The 14,319-nt window shown below is 62.7% G+C and carries 18 protein-coding genes; 16 read left to right on the forward strand and 2 right to left on the reverse strand.

Features of this window, described 5'->3' with window-relative positions; translation table 11 throughout:
- From HMPREF1546_RS08710 to xdh, 9 genes are all read left to right on the forward strand, one after another.
- Window positions 1–1,286 (forward strand): thiamine pyrophosphate-dependent enzyme (locus tag HMPREF1546_RS08710; protein WP_021751865.1); only part of this gene is annotated, 1,286 nt, incomplete at its 5' end.
- Between the two features lie 300 nt (window positions 1,287–1,586).
- Entirely contained in the window at window positions 1,587–2,003 is a 417-nt protein-coding gene (locus tag HMPREF1546_RS08720; RefSeq protein ID WP_025544504.1) for a hypothetical protein, read from the forward strand.
- Between the two features lie 27 nt (window positions 2,004–2,030).
- A complete protein-coding gene (locus tag HMPREF1546_RS08725) occupies window positions 2,031–2,327 on the forward strand; it encodes a hypothetical protein (RefSeq protein ID WP_021749730.1) in 297 nt (98 codons plus the stop codon).
- A gap of 35 nt (window positions 2,328–2,362) precedes the next feature.
- Window positions 2,363–2,698: a hypothetical protein gene (locus HMPREF1546_RS08730; RefSeq protein WP_025544507.1), complete on the forward strand. Its 336-nt coding sequence runs from the start codon at window positions 2,363–2,365 to the stop codon at window positions 2,696–2,698.
- Window position 2,699: 1 nt separating this feature from the next.
- Entirely contained in the window at window positions 2,700–2,888 is a 189-nt protein-coding gene (locus tag HMPREF1546_RS08735; protein WP_021749732.1) for a hypothetical protein, read from the forward strand.
- Window positions 2,885–3,505: a D-Ala-D-Ala carboxypeptidase family metallohydrolase gene (locus HMPREF1546_RS18330; protein WP_021749733.1), complete on the forward strand. Its 621-nt coding sequence runs from the start codon at window positions 2,885–2,887 to the stop codon at window positions 3,503–3,505. Before HMPREF1546_RS08735 ends, HMPREF1546_RS18330 begins: the two co-directional genes overlap by 4 nt.
- 111 nt (window positions 3,506–3,616) lie before the next feature.
- Window positions 3,617–3,799 carry a hypothetical protein gene (locus HMPREF1546_RS08745; RefSeq protein ID WP_021749734.1) on the forward strand — a complete coding sequence of 61 codons (183 nt, stop codon included), beginning with the start codon at window positions 3,617–3,619 and terminating at the stop codon, window positions 3,797–3,799.
- 165 nt (window positions 3,800–3,964) lie between these two features.
- Window positions 3,965–4,612 carry a thiamine diphosphokinase gene (locus tag HMPREF1546_RS08750; RefSeq protein ID WP_036630574.1) on the forward strand — a complete coding sequence of 216 codons (648 nt, stop codon included), beginning with the start codon at window positions 3,965–3,967 and terminating at the stop codon, window positions 4,610–4,612.
- Between the two features lie 135 nt (window positions 4,613–4,747).
- The gene (xdh, locus tag HMPREF1546_RS08755; protein WP_036630579.1) at window positions 4,748–7,300 is read left to right on the forward strand and encodes a selenium-dependent xanthine dehydrogenase; all 2,553 of its coding nucleotides are present in this window, start codon (window positions 4,748–4,750) and stop codon (window positions 7,298–7,300) included.
- 45 nt (window positions 7,301–7,345) lie between these two features.
- Here xdh and HMPREF1546_RS08760 read toward each other — a convergent pair whose 3' ends face one another.
- Window positions 7,346–7,615: a DUF1905 domain-containing protein gene (locus tag HMPREF1546_RS08760; RefSeq protein WP_021749737.1), complete on the reverse strand. Its 270-nt coding sequence runs from the start codon at window positions 7,613–7,615 to the stop codon at window positions 7,346–7,348.
- Window positions 7,612–8,205 (reverse strand): NTP transferase domain-containing protein, encoded by a 594-nt coding sequence (locus tag HMPREF1546_RS08765; protein WP_273482261.1) that lies wholly within the window; start codon window positions 8,203–8,205, stop codon window positions 7,612–7,614. Before HMPREF1546_RS08765 ends, HMPREF1546_RS08760 begins: the two co-directional genes overlap by 4 nt.
- Before the next feature lie 92 nt (window positions 8,206–8,297).
- Between HMPREF1546_RS08765 and xdhA the strand changes: the two genes are divergently transcribed.
- The 7 genes from xdhA (at window position 8,298) to HMPREF1546_RS08800 (ending at window position 14,293) form a co-directional block, all read left to right on the forward strand.
- The gene (gene xdhA, locus HMPREF1546_RS08770) at window positions 8,298–10,592 is read left to right on the forward strand and encodes a xanthine dehydrogenase subunit XdhA (protein ID WP_021749739.1); all 2,295 of its coding nucleotides are present in this window, start codon (window positions 8,298–8,300) and stop codon (window positions 10,590–10,592) included.
- 15 nt (window positions 10,593–10,607) lie between these two features.
- Entirely contained in the window at window positions 10,608–11,489 is an 882-nt protein-coding gene (gene xdhB, locus HMPREF1546_RS08775) for a xanthine dehydrogenase subunit XdhB (RefSeq protein ID WP_021749740.1), read from the forward strand.
- Window positions 11,489–11,998 carry a xanthine dehydrogenase subunit XdhC gene (xdhC, locus tag HMPREF1546_RS08780; RefSeq protein ID WP_021749741.1) on the forward strand — a complete coding sequence of 170 codons (510 nt, stop codon included), beginning with the start codon at window positions 11,489–11,491 and terminating at the stop codon, window positions 11,996–11,998. Before xdhB ends, xdhC begins: the two co-directional genes overlap by 1 nt.
- Before the next feature lie 127 nt (window positions 11,999–12,125).
- The gene (locus HMPREF1546_RS08785) at window positions 12,126–12,749 is read left to right on the forward strand and encodes a TetR/AcrR family transcriptional regulator (protein WP_021749742.1); all 624 of its coding nucleotides are present in this window, start codon (window positions 12,126–12,128) and stop codon (window positions 12,747–12,749) included.
- Between the two features lie 132 nt (window positions 12,750–12,881).
- Window positions 12,882–13,370, forward strand: a complete 489-nt coding sequence (locus HMPREF1546_RS08790; protein ID WP_021749743.1) for a hypothetical protein — start codon at window positions 12,882–12,884, stop codon at window positions 13,368–13,370.
- Window positions 13,371–13,382: 12 nt separating this feature from the next.
- Entirely contained in the window at window positions 13,383–13,583 is a 201-nt protein-coding gene (locus tag HMPREF1546_RS08795; protein WP_021749744.1) for a hypothetical protein, read from the forward strand.
- Between the two features lie 53 nt (window positions 13,584–13,636).
- On the forward strand, window positions 13,637–14,293 hold the full coding sequence (locus tag HMPREF1546_RS08800; protein ID WP_021749745.1) for an AAA family ATPase: 657 nt from the start codon (window positions 13,637–13,639) through the stop codon (window positions 14,291–14,293).
- Window positions 14,294–14,319 lie beyond the last annotated feature (26 nt).

Consider the following 14,319-nt stretch of genomic DNA (forward strand, 5'->3'; position numbering starts at 1 on the left):
GCTGCGGCGTGTGCCTGACCGCCTGCCCGGCCAATCAGAGCGACAAGACGGCGGACGCCCTGGTGATGACCCCCTTCGAGGAGATGAAGTCCGAACAGGCGAACTTCGACGAGGTCGCCATGAACGACAAGTACCTGAAGAAGGATGTGATCAACAGCAAGACCGTCAAGAACATGCAGTTCGCCAAGCCGTACTTCCAGTTCTCCGCCGCCTGCGCCGGCTGCGCCGAGACCACCTACATTAAGCTGCTGAGCCAGATGGTGGGCGACCGGATGTACGCGGGCAACGCCGCAGGCTGCTCCTCCGCCATTTCCGGCGGCGCGCCCATCCTGCCCTACTGCAAGGACAGCCAGGGCCGCGGCCCCGCCTGGGAGCACTCCCTGTTTGAGGACAACGCCGAGTTCGCTTATGGCTTCTTCCACGCTCAGGATGCCATCCGCAAGGAGCTGCTGATCCGGCTGGAGAGCATGAAGGACGCCGACATCGCCCCTGCGGAGATCGAGGACTACATCAACAACTGGAACGACGGAGAGAAGTCCCGCGCCGTGTCCGACGCCCTGATCGCCGCCCTGGAGAAGTGCGAGCAGACCGAAGATGTGTCCTATATCCTGGAGAACCGTGAGTATCTCTCCAAGAAGTCCATCTGGGCCATCGGCGGCGACGGCTGGGCCTACGACATCGGCTTCGGCGGCATCGATCACGTCATGGCCCAGAACCGGGATGTGAACCTGCTGGTGCTGGACACCGAGGTGTACTCCAACACCGGCGGCCAGTCCTCCAAGTCCACCCCCACCTCCGCCGTGGCCAAGTTCGCCGCCGGCGGCAAGCAGGTGGCCAAGAAGGACCTGGGCGCCATCCTGATGACCTACGGCTATGTGTATGTGGCCCAGGTGGCCATGGGTTATGACCAGGCCCAGACCCTGAAGGCCCTGCGGGAGGCGGAGTCCTATCCCGGCCCCGCCATCGTCATCTGCTACTGCCCCTGTCTGGAGCAGCATATCAAAGCCGGCATGAGCTGTACCCAGGACGAGATGAAGAAGGCGGTGGAGTGCGGCTACTGGCACCTGTACCGGTATGATCCCCGGCGCATCGCCGAGGGCAAGAACCCCTTCCAGCTGGACTCTCCCGCGCCCGATACTGACAAGCTCATGGACTTCCTCATGGGCGAGAACCGCTTCGCCTCTCTGAAGAACAACTTCCCCGAGCGGGCGGACGCCCTGTACCAGAAGGAGATCGCCGACGTCAAGGCCCGGTACCAGAAGTACCGCAAGATGGCGGAGGACTGATTTCCGAAGGAACAGATCAAATACAGATGCCCCGGCACCGGTTACGGCGCCGGGGCGTTTTCTCTGCGCTGCGGGCATTCCTGCCCGCGGCGCTTTTTGTGGTGAGCGGAGGGAGAGATGCATATAACCTGGAAGAGAGGAAGGCGGGAAAAGAAATTTCCGCCGCGTTGCACGCCGCCGTGCGCGCCGGCCGGGAAATAAAGGATATGGTTGACGGCTCCGGCTATGCATAGCGGAGCCGCCGGAAAGGCACGATAGCGGTTGAAGCCAAGCGAATTTCAGAGCAGGGAGGACACGAACGTGAAGAGATGGCACAAGGCCTTGATCCTGTCGCTGATGGGCGGGGATCTCTACTGCATGGTGGAGCTGATCTGGCGGGGGCACACCCACTGGAGCATGTTTCTGCTGGCGGCGATGCTGAGTCTGCCGCTAGATTTGGCCAACGAGCACATGGCCTGGGAGCGGCCCCTGTGGCTCCAGGCGCTGATCGGGGGCAGCGTCATTACCTTGGCAGAGCTGGGAGCCGGGCTGATCCTGAACGTCTGGCTGAAGCTGGACATCTGGGACTACTCCCGCCTGCCGGGCAACCTGTGGGGGCAGGTGTGCCTGAAGTACGCCTTGCTGTGGGTGGTGCTGGCGGGGACCGCCATCGTGCTGTTCGACTGGATGCGGCACTGGCTGTTTCAAGAGGAGCGGCCCCACTACCGCTGGATCTGAGAGGAGGGATGCAGGATCGGAACGGAGGTGCTCTGCGCGCTGATCGCCGGGGCGGCTACCGTACTGGCGGCTGGGGCGGAATACCGCTCCCGGAAGAGTGCCAGGCGGGCAGATGCCCGGGCGGCGCGCCGGGCTACGGAGAGCAGGCTGGCTATGGATCTGATGTACGCCACCTGTTCGTTGTCCCTGACCACGGCCAAAAAGTTGGCGGGTCAACATACCAACGGCGACGTGGAGGAGGCCATGCGTGCAGCGGAAACGGCCCGCACGGCGTATATCGGCTTCGTCCGCAGCGAGGCGGCCCACAGCGTCAGTAAAATTTGAGCCGGGCAGAACCCGGAGAGAGGATGGTACATAAGATGAAAACCCTGGAGGAAGTGCTGTACGATTACACCAGAGGAGAGAAGACTCTGGAGGAGGCCAACAAGGCCCTGAAGGAGCTGGGGTGCGGGCTCACCCTGGACCCCACCCGCAATCTCTTCTCCGCCCGGGAGCTGCTGGAGACCCGGGCGGGAGAGACGCCGGACGAGGCCAACGGCTGGGGCATTCTGGACCACGGTGTGGGCAGCCTGGAAAAGGTCCATGTGGTGAACGGCCGCACGGTGGACGTGGACATGGGGCAGGAGACCGCCTATGTCTATATGGCCGGAAAGCGATACCGCCTGCGGGGCGATGTGCTGACGGAGGAGGACTGAGATGGAGCTGCTGACACAGCGCCTGGCCAGCCTGCTGACGGTGAAGAGTCTGGTGACGGTGATTCTGACGGCGGTATTTGCTGCCATGGCCGGAACGGGCCGGGTGACCGCGGAGCAGTTCTTGACCGTGTTCACCGTGGTGATCGCTTTTTACTTTGGCACGCAGGCGGAAAAGCGGGCCAGGGAATGAGCGTGGGGACATACAGCCTTGCCCGGGAGGGGGACAAGCTGCTGTCCCCCCACTTCCGGGTGCGGGAGTTCGCCTGCCGGGACGGGGCAGACCTGGTGAAGATCGACACGGATCTGGTGGAGCTGCTGGAGCGGATCCGCACTGCCGCCTGCGGGGCGGTGACCGTCAACAGCGGGTACCGCACCGCTTCTTACAATCAGAAGGTGGGCGGCGCCAGAGCCAGCCAGCACCTGCTGGGCAGGGCGGCGGATATTCAGGTGAGCGGTGCCTCGCCCCTGCTGGTGGGGCAGATAGCGGAATACTATCTGGGCGGACACGGTGGGATCGGCGTCTATCAGACCTTCACCCATGTGGACACCCGGACCGCACGAGCCAGATGGGACCAGCGGAGCGGACGGGAGGTGGCCGTCTCCGGCTGGCCCGGCTGGCGGCCCAAGGAGGAAACAATCATGGACAACATCCCCAGCGCGTATGCGGAGGAAGCAGTGGCCTGGGCCGTGGAAAACGGCCTTTTGCAGGGCAACGAGGCGGGGAACCTGATGCTCTCCCAGCCCGTCACCCGGCAGCAGCTGGCAGCGGTGTTGTACCGCTTTGCAAAGCTGGAGGGGGAGACCTGATACATTATTAAAATGTAGAGTTTCCAGAATGCGGCGGCGTTTCCGGGCTTTTCCGGGAACGCCGCCGCATGATTCCGCAGATTTCACAAATGCTAGAGCCGGGGTGATTGTATGCGGCAGGCACAAGCTCCGCAGAAGAAGTCCCCCAGCCGAACGCCCGCCCTGCGGATCGAGCCGGAAAAGCGGCTCTGTCCGGCCTTTGACCCGGTCAGCATCGCCACCTTCCCGGTGGCGGAGCCGGAAGAGATGGGCTATCGGGTGCTGGACAACTTCTGTGAGGAGCATATCCAGTAAACGGAGGAGCCGTGTCCGGGCGCTGCCTGGATGCGGCTCTTCTGTCAGGAAGTTCTGTTTGTCATGGGCGCGGAATCATGGTACAATGGCTGTAAGGACAGCCGCTGGATTTCACGGCACGGCGGCCGCGTGACATCTCAATGAACAAGACGGGGAGTGGACCCATTGAAACGATGCTTCATTTTTGCCGCAGGCACCTATTACGGCCTGCGGGAGCGGCCCCAGACAGGGGACCTGGTGCTGGCGGCGGATGCCGGGTATCTGGCCTGCCGCCAGGCGGGGATCACCCCGGATCTGCTGCTGGGAGACTTTGACTCCATGGATCAGCCTGCGGACTTTGACCATGTCCGCCGGGTGCCGGTGGAGAAGGATGACACGGACACCATGCTGGCTGTGAAGACGGGGCTGGAGCAGGGCTGCGGCGAGTTTTACATTTACGGCGGCACCGGCGGCAGGCGGCTGGACCACACCCTGGCCAATCTGCAGACACTGCTGTATCTGCGCCGCCATGGGGCCAGGGGATACCTCTATGACAATGATTTTGTGTGGACGGCTGTGGAGAATGAGACCATCACTGTGGAGCAGACGGTGGAGTGGGGCCTGCTCTCCGTCTTCTGCCTGGGTGCACCGGCCTCCGGCATTGACGAGAAGGGTGTGCAGTATCCCCTCTCCCACGCCTCCCTTTCGGCGGAGTTCCCCCTGGGCGTCAGCAACCACATCATCGAGCCCAAGGCCCGGATCACCGTCCGGAAGGGCGCCCTGATCGTGGGGTGGGAGCTGCCGCTTAGTGGCGTTGTTTCCGAGATAAAATAGCGTGCCGGACAAAGTTCAGTTGCGGCGGCAAGAAAGTTATTGTATAATAGAGACAGCGGAAAGGTCGACCTTTCCGAAAGAACACCGATGACCGTGGGACCAGGGTTGGGCACGGCAGTCAAGGAGGAACTTGCCATGGCAAAATTTACCGTGAACGGCCGGGCCGTGACAGTGGAAAACAACCAGAAGCTGCTCCGCTACCTGCGGGATACCCTGCATCTCACCAGTGTAAAGGACGGCTGCAGCGAGGGCGCCTGCGGCACCTGCACAGTGCTGATCGACGGTAAGCCCACCAAGGCATGCATCCCCCAGACCGATAAGCTGGAGGGCAAGTCCATCGTCACGGTGGAGGGGCTGACCGATTTTGAAAAGCAGGTCTATACCTACGCCTTCGGCATGGCGGGGGCGGTTCAGTGCGGCTTCTGCATCCCCGGTATGGTGATGAGCGCCAAGGGATTGCTGGATATGAATCCCAATCCTACCCGGGAGGAGGCGGCCTACGCCATCCGAAACAATATCTGCCGCTGCACCGGCTATGTGAAGATCATTGATGCGATTCTGCTGGCCGCCGAGCTGTTCCGCAAGGGCGAGGTGCCGCCGGCTCCCGCTGATTGGTCCCTGGGGCAGCGGGTGCCCCGGGTGGACGTGGAGGAGAAGGTCACCGGCACCGGCATCTATCCCGACGACATCTATCTGGACGGCATGATCTACGGCAGCGCCGTCCGGTCCCAATACCCCCGGGCCCGGGTGCTGGCCATCCACACGGAGGAGGCCAGGGCCCTGCCCGGTGTGGTGGGGGTCTTTACGGCGGAGGACATCCCCGGGCAGAACAAGGTGGGCCATTTGGTGAAAGACTGGGACACCATGATCGCCGTGGGGGATATCACCCATTACTTGGGTGACGCCATCTGCCTGGTGGCGGCGGAGACACCGGAGATCCTGGCCCAGGCCAAGGCCCTGGTGAAAGTGGACTATGAGGAGCTGCCCATGGTCCGCAGTCCCCGGGAGGCCATGCTGCCAGACGCTCCCCTGGTCCACCGGACCGGGAACCTGCTGACCCACAAGCACATCCAGCGGGGCAACCCGGCAGAGGCCATCGCCAAATCGAAGCATGTGCTGACCCAGCACTTCTCCACACCCTGGACGGAACACGCCTTCCTGGAGCCGGAGTGCGCCGTAGCCTATCCCGACGGGGACGGGGTCATGATCCTCTCCACAGACCAGGGCGCCTACGACACCCAGCACGAGACCATGGGGATGCTGGGATTGCCGGCGGAAAAAGTGAAGGTCCGCAACTGCCTGGTGGGCGGCGGCTTCGGCGGCAAGGAGGACGTGACGGTCCAGCACCACGCCGCCCTGATCGCGTACCTGACCAAGCGCCCGGTGAAGGTGAAGCTCACCCGGGCGGAGAGCATTCTGATCCACCCCAAGCGCCACCCCATGGAGATGGAGTTCTCCATCGGCTGCGACGAGAACGGCATCATCCAGGGCGTGGCCGCCGAGGTCATCGCCGACACCGGGGCCTACGCCTCTCTGGGCGGGCCGGTGTTGGAGCGGGCCTGCACCCACGCCGCCGGTCCCTACAACTACCAGAATTTTGAGATCGACGGCTGGGCCTATTATACCAACACCCCCCCCGCCGGGGCCTTCCGGGGCTTCGGTGTCACCCAGACCTGCTTCTGCATCGAGAGCCTCTTAAACCAGATGGCGGACATCGTGGGCATTACCCCCTGGGAGATCCGCTACCGCAACGCCATTCGCCCGGGACAGGAGCTGCCCAACGGCCAGATCGTAGACAACTCCACCGGCCTGGTGGAGACGCTGGAGGCGGTGAAGCCCTATGTGGAGAATAACCAGTACGTGGGCCTGGCTTGCGCCATGAAGAACGCCGGCGTGGGCGTGGGCATCCCGGACACCGGCCGGTGCCGCCTGGTGGTGGAGGACGGCAGGCTCCACATCTTTGCCGGTGCCTCCTGCATCGGCCAGGGCCTGGGCACGGTGCTGACACAGATGGTCTACGAGCAGACGGGCATTCCCCGGGACAGGATCGTCTACGAGCGGTCCAACACCTACTGCGCGCCGGACTCCGGCACCACCTCCGGCTCCCGCCAGACGCTGTTCACCGGCGAGGCGGTCCGCCGGGCCTGCCAGGATCTGAAGGAGGCCATGGGGGCCTCCGGCGGTCTGGACGCCCTGAACGGTCAGGAGTTCTATGGCGAATACCTGGGAAAGACGGACCCTCTGGGGGCCCCGGTGCCCAACCCCGTCAGCCACGTGGCCTACGGCTACGCCACCCAGGTGTGCATCCTGGACGACGAGGGGAAAATCCGCCAGATGGTGGCTGCCCACGATGTGGGCAAGGCCGTGAATCCCCTGTCCATCGAGGGGCAGATCGAGGGCGGCGTGGTGATGAGCATGGGCTTTGCCCTGACGGAGCGGTATCCCCTCACGGACTGCAGGCCCACCGCCAAATACGGCACGCTGGGCCTGTTCCGGGCCAACCAGATCCCGGAGATCACCCCCATCATCGTGGAAAAAGCGGGACTGAACGTGGCCTGCGGCGCCATCGGCATCGGCGAGATCACCTCCATCCCCACAGCCCCAGCCATTGCGGACGCCTACTACCGCTACGACGGCAAGTTCCGTACCAGTCTGCCCCTGGAGGGCACGCCTTACAGCCGTAAATAACAAGCGCCGCGGCGGTACTTCCGCCGCGGCCTGTCCGAATCTGCGTTACCCCCGCTCTCGCACTGTCACATGGACGGTGTCTCCGGGCTGCTTCCCGATTTGGGCCCGGATGTCCTTGCGCATCCCCAGGATGTGGCCGGGAGTGCCCATCCGCACCAGGCTCCCCGCGTAGGGGACGCCGTCAAAGGTGGCAGCCACCTTGACTCGGCCCTTACCGAATAGCGCCTGTACGTCATGGGGGAATTCTACATAGGCTCCGTCGATGTCCGGAACTTTCCGGATCACCGCATCGAATTCATAGACGGTTGGATTCATACCTGCTCCTCCGCTTTCAATTCCTCCAGGGCTTGGGCGGTATCCACGTCGTGGAGCTCCTCCGCCGGGACTTCCAGAAGAAGGAGATCCGCCTCGTGCCGCCGGATAACGGTGTTGCCGCCGTGGTCCTCCCGCAGCTCCAGCAGCTCCGGAAAGAACCGGGCAGGGAAGAGGCAGGGATTACCCCGCACGCCGCCGTGGCCCAGAGCCACGATCTTCTCCGGCCGGGTGCGCCAGCGGTCCACCAGCTCTGCCACGCTCTCACGCCGCAGCAGCGGCTGGTCACTGACCTGGAACAGCACCCCGTCACAGTCCCGCAGAGCCGTCAGGCCCAGTTCGATGGTGTGGCTGATGCCGTAATCCGGGTGGGGATTGTGGATGGCGGCGAAGTGGAACTCCCCGGCCAGCCGCATGACCTCCGGGTATTGAGTCACCACCACGACTTTGTCAAACTTCTCGGCCGGGACGGCTTCCAGCGCCCGGAGGATGAGACTCCTGCCCCGCAGCTGGGCGGCCAGCTTATTTTCCCCAAACCGCCGGGCGTTGCCGGCGGCCATGACCACACAACCGATTTTCGGCTTGTTTTCCACATCCATCACCTCATTTTATCAGTAGTATATCCGCTTTCGCCGTGTCCAGTCAATGGACGGCGGAACTTTGATCAAAAAAGGAGGCTTGCCTGATGAGTAAAAGCGTCGGCAAAAGCGTCACCCGTGTGGACGCCTATGAAAAAGCCACGGGCCGCGCCAAGTATGTGGCGGACCTGTGCGATCAAAGCGCCCTGGTGGCCAGGATCCTGCACGCCACTATCGCCCACGGCTACGTGAAGTCCATCGACACTACGGAGGCTGAGGCCGTTCCCGGTGTGGTGAAGGTCCTGACTTGCTTCAACGTGCCCGATTACCGCTTCCCCACAGCGGGACACCCCTGGTCCACAGATCCCGCCCACCAGGACGTGGCGGACCGGCTGCTGCTGAACCATCACGTGCGGTATTACGGCGACGACATCGCCGCCGTCATCGCGGAGAACGAGATAGCTGCCGCTCAGGCCGTCCGGGCGCTGAAGGTGGAGTATGAGGAGCTGCCCTTCGTTCTGGACGTGCAGAAGGCCATGGAGCCGGATGCCCCACAGATCCACGAGGACTGCCCCGGCAATGTTCTGAAGCACACAGATATCCGCAGAGGCGACTATCAGACCGCCATCCAGGAGCCGGGCCTGATCCGGGTGGAGGGCTGGTACGACACCCCCACTGTCCAGCACTGCCACATTGAAAACCACGGCTGCTTCGCCTATGAGGAGGCGGGCCGGGTGGTGGTGGTCACCTCCACCCAGATCCCCCACATCATCCGCCGGGTGGTGGGGCAGGCACTGGGTCTGCCCTGGGGCAAGGTGCGGATCATCAAGCCCTACATCGGCGGCGGCTTTGGCAACAAGCAGGACGCTCTGTACGAGCCTTTGTGCGCCTGGCTCTCCACCCAGGTGGGGGGACGGCTGGTGCATCTGGAGTGCAGCCGGGAGGAGACCTTTGTCTCTAACCGGGTCCGCCACGCCATCCGCACCCACATCATCTCCTACGTCCGGCCGGACGGCACCCTGGTGGCCCGGAAGTTTGAGGCCTGGTCCAACCAGGGGGCCTACGCCTCCCACGGCCACAGCATCGTGGCCAAGGGCATGGGCGCCTTCCCCCAGCTCTACCCCTGCGACAATTTGGAGTGCGACTGCTGGACGGTCTACACCAACCGCCCCGCCGCCGGCGCCATGCGTGGTTATGGGATCCCCCAGGCCATGTGGGCCGGGGAGTGCCACATCGACGATATCTGTCAGGCTATCGGGATGGAGCCTATGGAATTCCGCCGGAAGAATCTGATGCCGGTGGGGTATACCGACGGCTTCTCCAGAAACGAGTTGTACGCCGACACCTTCAACCAGTGCATGGACAAGGGAATGGCGATGCTGGATTACCAGCGGAAATATCGGGAATACCAGAACCAGACTGGCCCTGTCCGTCGGGGCGTGGGCCTTGCGGTGTTCTGGTACAACACGGCTGTGTGGCCCATCTCGCTGGAGTCCTCCTCCTGCCGGATGGTGCTGAATCAGGACGGCTCCCTCCAGTTCCAGACCGGTGAGACGGAGATCGGACAGGGCTGCGACACCGCCTATTCCCAGATGGTGGCGGACGCGGTGGGTATTCCGGTGGAGGACGTCCATGTGGTGTCCACCCAGGACACGGACGTGACGCCCTTCGGCACCGGTGCCTACGCCTCCCGGCAGACGTACATCGGCGGCTTCAGCATCATGCAGACAGCCCTGGCCCTGCGAGAGCGGATTTTGCAGATCGCCCATGAGCAAACCCGGATGCCGGTATCTGTTCTGGATCTGGTGGATGGCAAGATCATCCGCAAGGAGGACGGCCGGGTCCTCAAGACTCTGGGCGAGCTGGCCACAGAGAGCCTCTACTCCCTGGAGCACAGCCAGCACATCACCGCCGAGACCACGGCCCAGATCAAGTCCAACGCCTACTCCTTCGGCTGCTCCTTCGCAGAGGTGGAGGTGGACGTCCCTCTGTGCAAGGTGAAGCTGCTGAATCTGGTCAACGTCCACGACTGCGGCACCCTCATCAACCCGGCGCTGGCAGAGGCCCAGGTCCACGGCGGCATGTCCATGGCCATCGGTTACGGCCTCAGTGAAGAGCTGAAGTTCGACGAGAAGACCGGAAAGCCCCTGAACAACAATCTGCTGGACTACAAGCTGTCCACCTTTATGGACCATCCCACGCTCCAGGCGGCGTTCGTGGAAAACCCGGAGCCCACCTCTCCCTACGGCACCAAGGCCCTGGGCGAGCCCCCGGCCTGTTCGCCGGCGCCGGCCATCCGCAACGCCATCCTGAACGCCACAGGTGTGGCCTTTGACGCATGCCCTATCACGCCCCATGTCCTCTACCGCGGGTTCAAAGAGGCTGGGCTGATCGAAGACTAAAGGAGGGAACCACTCATGTATGATATGAAAGCCCTGTATCAGGCGGAGAGCGTTCAGGACGCGGTGGCCCTCCGGGTGGCCCATCCGGATGCCCAGATCATCGCCGGCGGATCCGACGTGCTGGTGCAGATGCGGGAGGGCAAGCGGGCCGGGGTGGAGCTGATCTCCATCTACGGGCTGGATGAACTCCGGGGCGTGACCCTGGAGGCAGACGGCACCCTGCGGATCGGCTCCCTCACCAGCTTTTCCCACATTACCCGGGATCCCCTGATCCAGAAATACCTCCATGTTTTGGGAGAGGCCGTGGACCAGGTGGGCGGTCCCCAGATCCGCAACATCGGCACCATCGGCGGTAACACCTGTAACGGTGTCACCTCCGCGGACTCCGCCTCCACTCTCCACGCCTACGACGCCATTGTGGAGCTGACGGGACCGGACGGTATCCGCCGCCAGCCCATCCGGGAGTTCTACATCAGGGCAGGCAAGGTGGATATCCGTCCCGGCGAGATCCAAACGGCCATCCTGATCGAAAAAGACAGTTATACTGACACATTTGGCCACTATATAAAGTATGCCATGCGGAATGCCATGGACATCGCCACCCTGGGAACCTCTGTGAACGTCCGCCTTTCCGCCGACAAAAAGACCGTGGAGCGGGCGAGAGTGGCCTTCGGCGTGGCGGGGCCGGTGCCCCTGCGGGCGGCGGCTGCGGAGGAACTGGCCGCCGGACAGCCGGTGAGCCTGGAGCTGGCGGATCGCTTTGCCCAGGCGGTGAAGGAGGACATCAATCCCCGGGACTCCTGGCGGGCGGCCAAGGATTTCCGGATGCACATCGCGGTGGAGAGCGCCCGGCGGGCGTTCATCGAAGCGGTGAAGCTGGCGGGAGGTGACCTGTGATGGAAAAGCATGTGATGCAGTATCAGACTGTTCACTTCAATCTGAACGGCAAGGACGTGGAACGCACGGTGGACGTGCGGGCCAGCCTGACGGACATGCTCCGCAACGACTTCCGGATGACCTCCGTGAAGAAGGGCTGCGAGGTGGGGGAGTGCGGCGCCTGCAACGTCCTGATCGACGGGGAGGCATACAACTCCTGCATTTATCTGGCCGTGTGGGCGGAGGGCAAGCACATCCGCACCCTGGAAGGGCTGCTGGGCCCTAACGGCGAGCTCAGCGACATCCAGCAGGCCTTTGTGGACGAGGCGGCCATCCAGTGCGGCTTCTGCACGCCGGGCTTTATCCTGACGGCAGTGGAGATCCTGGAGAGCGGCAAGGAGTACACGGACGATGAATTGAGAAAACTCCTCTCCGGCCACCTGTGCCGCTGCACCGGGTATGAGAATATCCTCCGGGCGGTGAAAAAGACCATGTACAAGCGCCTGGGCAAGCCCATGCCGGAGGCGTGAGATCTTCAAAAGCAACCCGGCCGCGCACAGCGGCCGGGTTGCTTTTTGGGGGATGCGCGGCAGAACGGTTTTCTTTTCCCGGGAATTGTGTTATACTGGCACCAGATGAAAAAGGGGAGGGAATGCCATGGCCCGCAAGACCTATACGGAGGAGGACCGGGCCCGGGTGCGGCAGGCTCTGCTGGACACGGGGCTGAATATGGCCGTAAGCAAGGGTCTGAAGGGGCTGCACTTGGCGGAGCTCGCCGCGGCGGTGGGGATTTCCAAGCCCTATTTCTACACGTTTTTTGACTCGCTGGAGGATTTTTCCCTCCAGATGATGGAGGAGCAGCGCTGCCGTCTGCTCCGGCTGCTGGAACAGGAGCTGGCCCGGCCGGAGGGGACCTGGGAGGAGCACGTGGAGTCTTTTTTCCGGACGATCCTCCGCCACCGGGAAAACGGCATCCTGGTGATGACCCAGGGGGAGGAGGCGGATCTGCACAGCCGCCTGACGCCGGAGCGATTCCAGGATTTCCGGCCCGGGCAGCGGGATTTCTTTCTGCGCCTGATGGCGCTGCTGGACATCCGGCAGGAGGACTGCGCCCCTGAGGTGCTGGCGAACCTGGTGTTCTCCTGCCTCCTGATCTATAACTCCGCGCCGGAATCCATGCCATTTCTGTTTCCTTCGCACCTGGAGGAGACGGCGGCGCTGCACGTGAAATTTTTGGTGAACTATCTGGGCTCCCTGCGCAACGCAAAAAAAGACCGCTGATGGGCGGTCTTTTTTTGTGCGCTGATAATTACCCAGTTGCGCAATCCGGTTTCTTTTGGTATGATATCTCATATATTGACCAGATAAAATAAAATGGTCAATATAAAATTGAGATATTAAAGAGGGATTGTCATGGGAATTTTCGGAAAACTCTTCAAGGGACCTGAAATTGACCAGGCCAAAAGCGCGGACAGCAAACAGAAGATGCGCCGCCTGTTTGACAGCGTGGTGCCCGACGGCGGGCAGTACCAGCTGGTGGCCGCCTATACGGAGGATGCGAAGCGGTTCAACTACGGCTTGGTCCACGGCAGCAAGACTACCTACGGCAGCCTGATCGTGGGCTGGAAGGAGGGGGCGGACCCCACGGTGGTGGTCGTGCCCACAGTTCCGGACCTCTCCGGCTGCGGCGATCCGGAAATCTGCCCCCGTTCCGCAGTCAAAAAGGCCTATCAGAATAAGTACCCCACGGACGCCTTCATCATCTACCCGGATGGGCGTCACTATCTGGCCATCAACACCTTCGAGTGGCTGGAGGATGAGAAGCTGTTCATCTACGTGGACCAGGGACCGGAAGAGCAGGCCTTTGAGACTTTCTTCAAGACCTGTTACGCCACGAAGTGAGGAGCGCGTGCCATGTCGCTTTCCCTGGAGCAGGTCGGTGCCGTCCTGCTGGCCCTGGTGATTCTCTTCGCGGCGGGACGCCTCTGGTATGCACTGGTGGAGACGGCGAAGGACGCTGGTGCCCGCCGCTTTTTTTCCGGAAAACGGGAGCCCTGGCATCCCCTTCCGCCGGATGAGGGCGATTCCGGCGACGGTCCGCCCGGTACTGTTTGACGGCGGCCTCTTCTTGCGGTATAATAAAACCAACAAGGAGAGGAGGGTTCTCTATGAAAACCATCATCACCATCGGCCGGCAGTTTGGCAGCGGCGGCAAGGAGATCGGCATCCGCGTGGCCAAGGAGCTGGGCATTCCCTTCTATGACAAGGAGCTGCTGCAGGAGGCCGCCAAGAAGAGCGGCCTGTGCGAGAAGATTTTTGAAAACTTCGACGAGCGGCCCAAGAGCCTCCTGTACTCCATCGCCATGGATTCCTATATGTTTGCCCTGCCCGGCAGCGGTGTGGGTGACTCTCTGGAACAACAGGTGTATCTGGCGACTTTCAACACCATCCGGCACATCGCGGACCAAGGGCCCTGCGTTATCATCGGCCGGTGCGCGGACTACGCCCTGGCGGACTATCCCAACCACCTGAGCCTGTTTATCAGCGCACCCCTGGAGGTCCGTATCCAGCGCGTGGCCCAGCGGCAGAACCTCACGCCGGAGAAGGCCCGCCAGCTGATCCTCAAGACCGACAAGCGCCGGGCGTCCTATTACGAGTACTATTCCTCCAAGAAGTGGGGCAGTGTGGACAGCTACCACTTCTGCATCGATTCCAGCTATCTGGGCCTGGGCCGGACCGTGGAGCTGATCCAGGCCATGGTGGCCCACAAGGAGCATCCGATCCCCAGCCCCACGGAGGAGGATCCCACCCGTCCCCGGACGTAAGCGCCGCAAAACACGGAGGGACCGGA

It is taken from the genome of Oscillibacter sp. KLE 1745 (genome assembly GCF_000469445.2).
Classification (GTDB): Bacteria; Bacillota; Clostridia; order Oscillospirales; family Oscillospiraceae; genus Oscillibacter; species Oscillibacter welbionis.

Bases quoted from the DNA above. Each gene is read 5' to 3' on its own strand.
- HMPREF1546_RS08730 (WP_025544507.1), top strand. From the start codon at position 2,363: ATGAAAACCCTGGAGGAAGTGCTGTACGATTACACCAGAGGAGAGAAG.
- HMPREF1546_RS08735 (WP_021749732.1), top strand. From the start codon at position 2,700: ATGGAGCTGCTGACACAGCGCCTGGCCAGCCTGCTGACGGTGAAGAGT.
- HMPREF1546_RS18330 (WP_021749733.1), top strand. From the start codon at position 2,885: ATGAGCGTGGGGACATACAGCCTTGCCCGGGAGGGGGACAAGCTGCTG.
- HMPREF1546_RS08745 (WP_021749734.1), top strand. From the start codon at position 3,617: ATGCGGCAGGCACAAGCTCCGCAGAAGAAGTCCCCCAGCCGAACGCCC.
- xdh (WP_036630579.1), top strand. From the start codon at position 4,748: ATGGCAAAATTTACCGTGAACGGCCGGGCCGTGACAGTGGAAAACAAC.
- HMPREF1546_RS08760 (WP_021749737.1), bottom strand. From the start codon at position 7,615: ATGAATCCAACCGTCTATGAATTCGATGCGGTGATCCGGAAAGTTCCG.
- xdhA (WP_021749739.1), top strand. From the start codon at position 8,298: ATGAGTAAAAGCGTCGGCAAAAGCGTCACCCGTGTGGACGCCTATGAA.
- xdhB (WP_021749740.1), top strand. From the start codon at position 10,608: ATGTATGATATGAAAGCCCTGTATCAGGCGGAGAGCGTTCAGGACGCG.
- xdhC (WP_021749741.1), top strand. From the start codon at position 11,489: ATGGAAAAGCATGTGATGCAGTATCAGACTGTTCACTTCAATCTGAAC.
- HMPREF1546_RS08785 (WP_021749742.1), top strand. From the start codon at position 12,126: ATGGCCCGCAAGACCTATACGGAGGAGGACCGGGCCCGGGTGCGGCAG.
- HMPREF1546_RS08790 (WP_021749743.1), top strand. From the start codon at position 12,882: ATGGGAATTTTCGGAAAACTCTTCAAGGGACCTGAAATTGACCAGGCC.
- HMPREF1546_RS08795 (WP_021749744.1), top strand. From the start codon at position 13,383: ATGTCGCTTTCCCTGGAGCAGGTCGGTGCCGTCCTGCTGGCCCTGGTG.
- HMPREF1546_RS08800 (WP_021749745.1), top strand. From the start codon at position 13,637: ATGAAAACCATCATCACCATCGGCCGGCAGTTTGGCAGCGGCGGCAAG.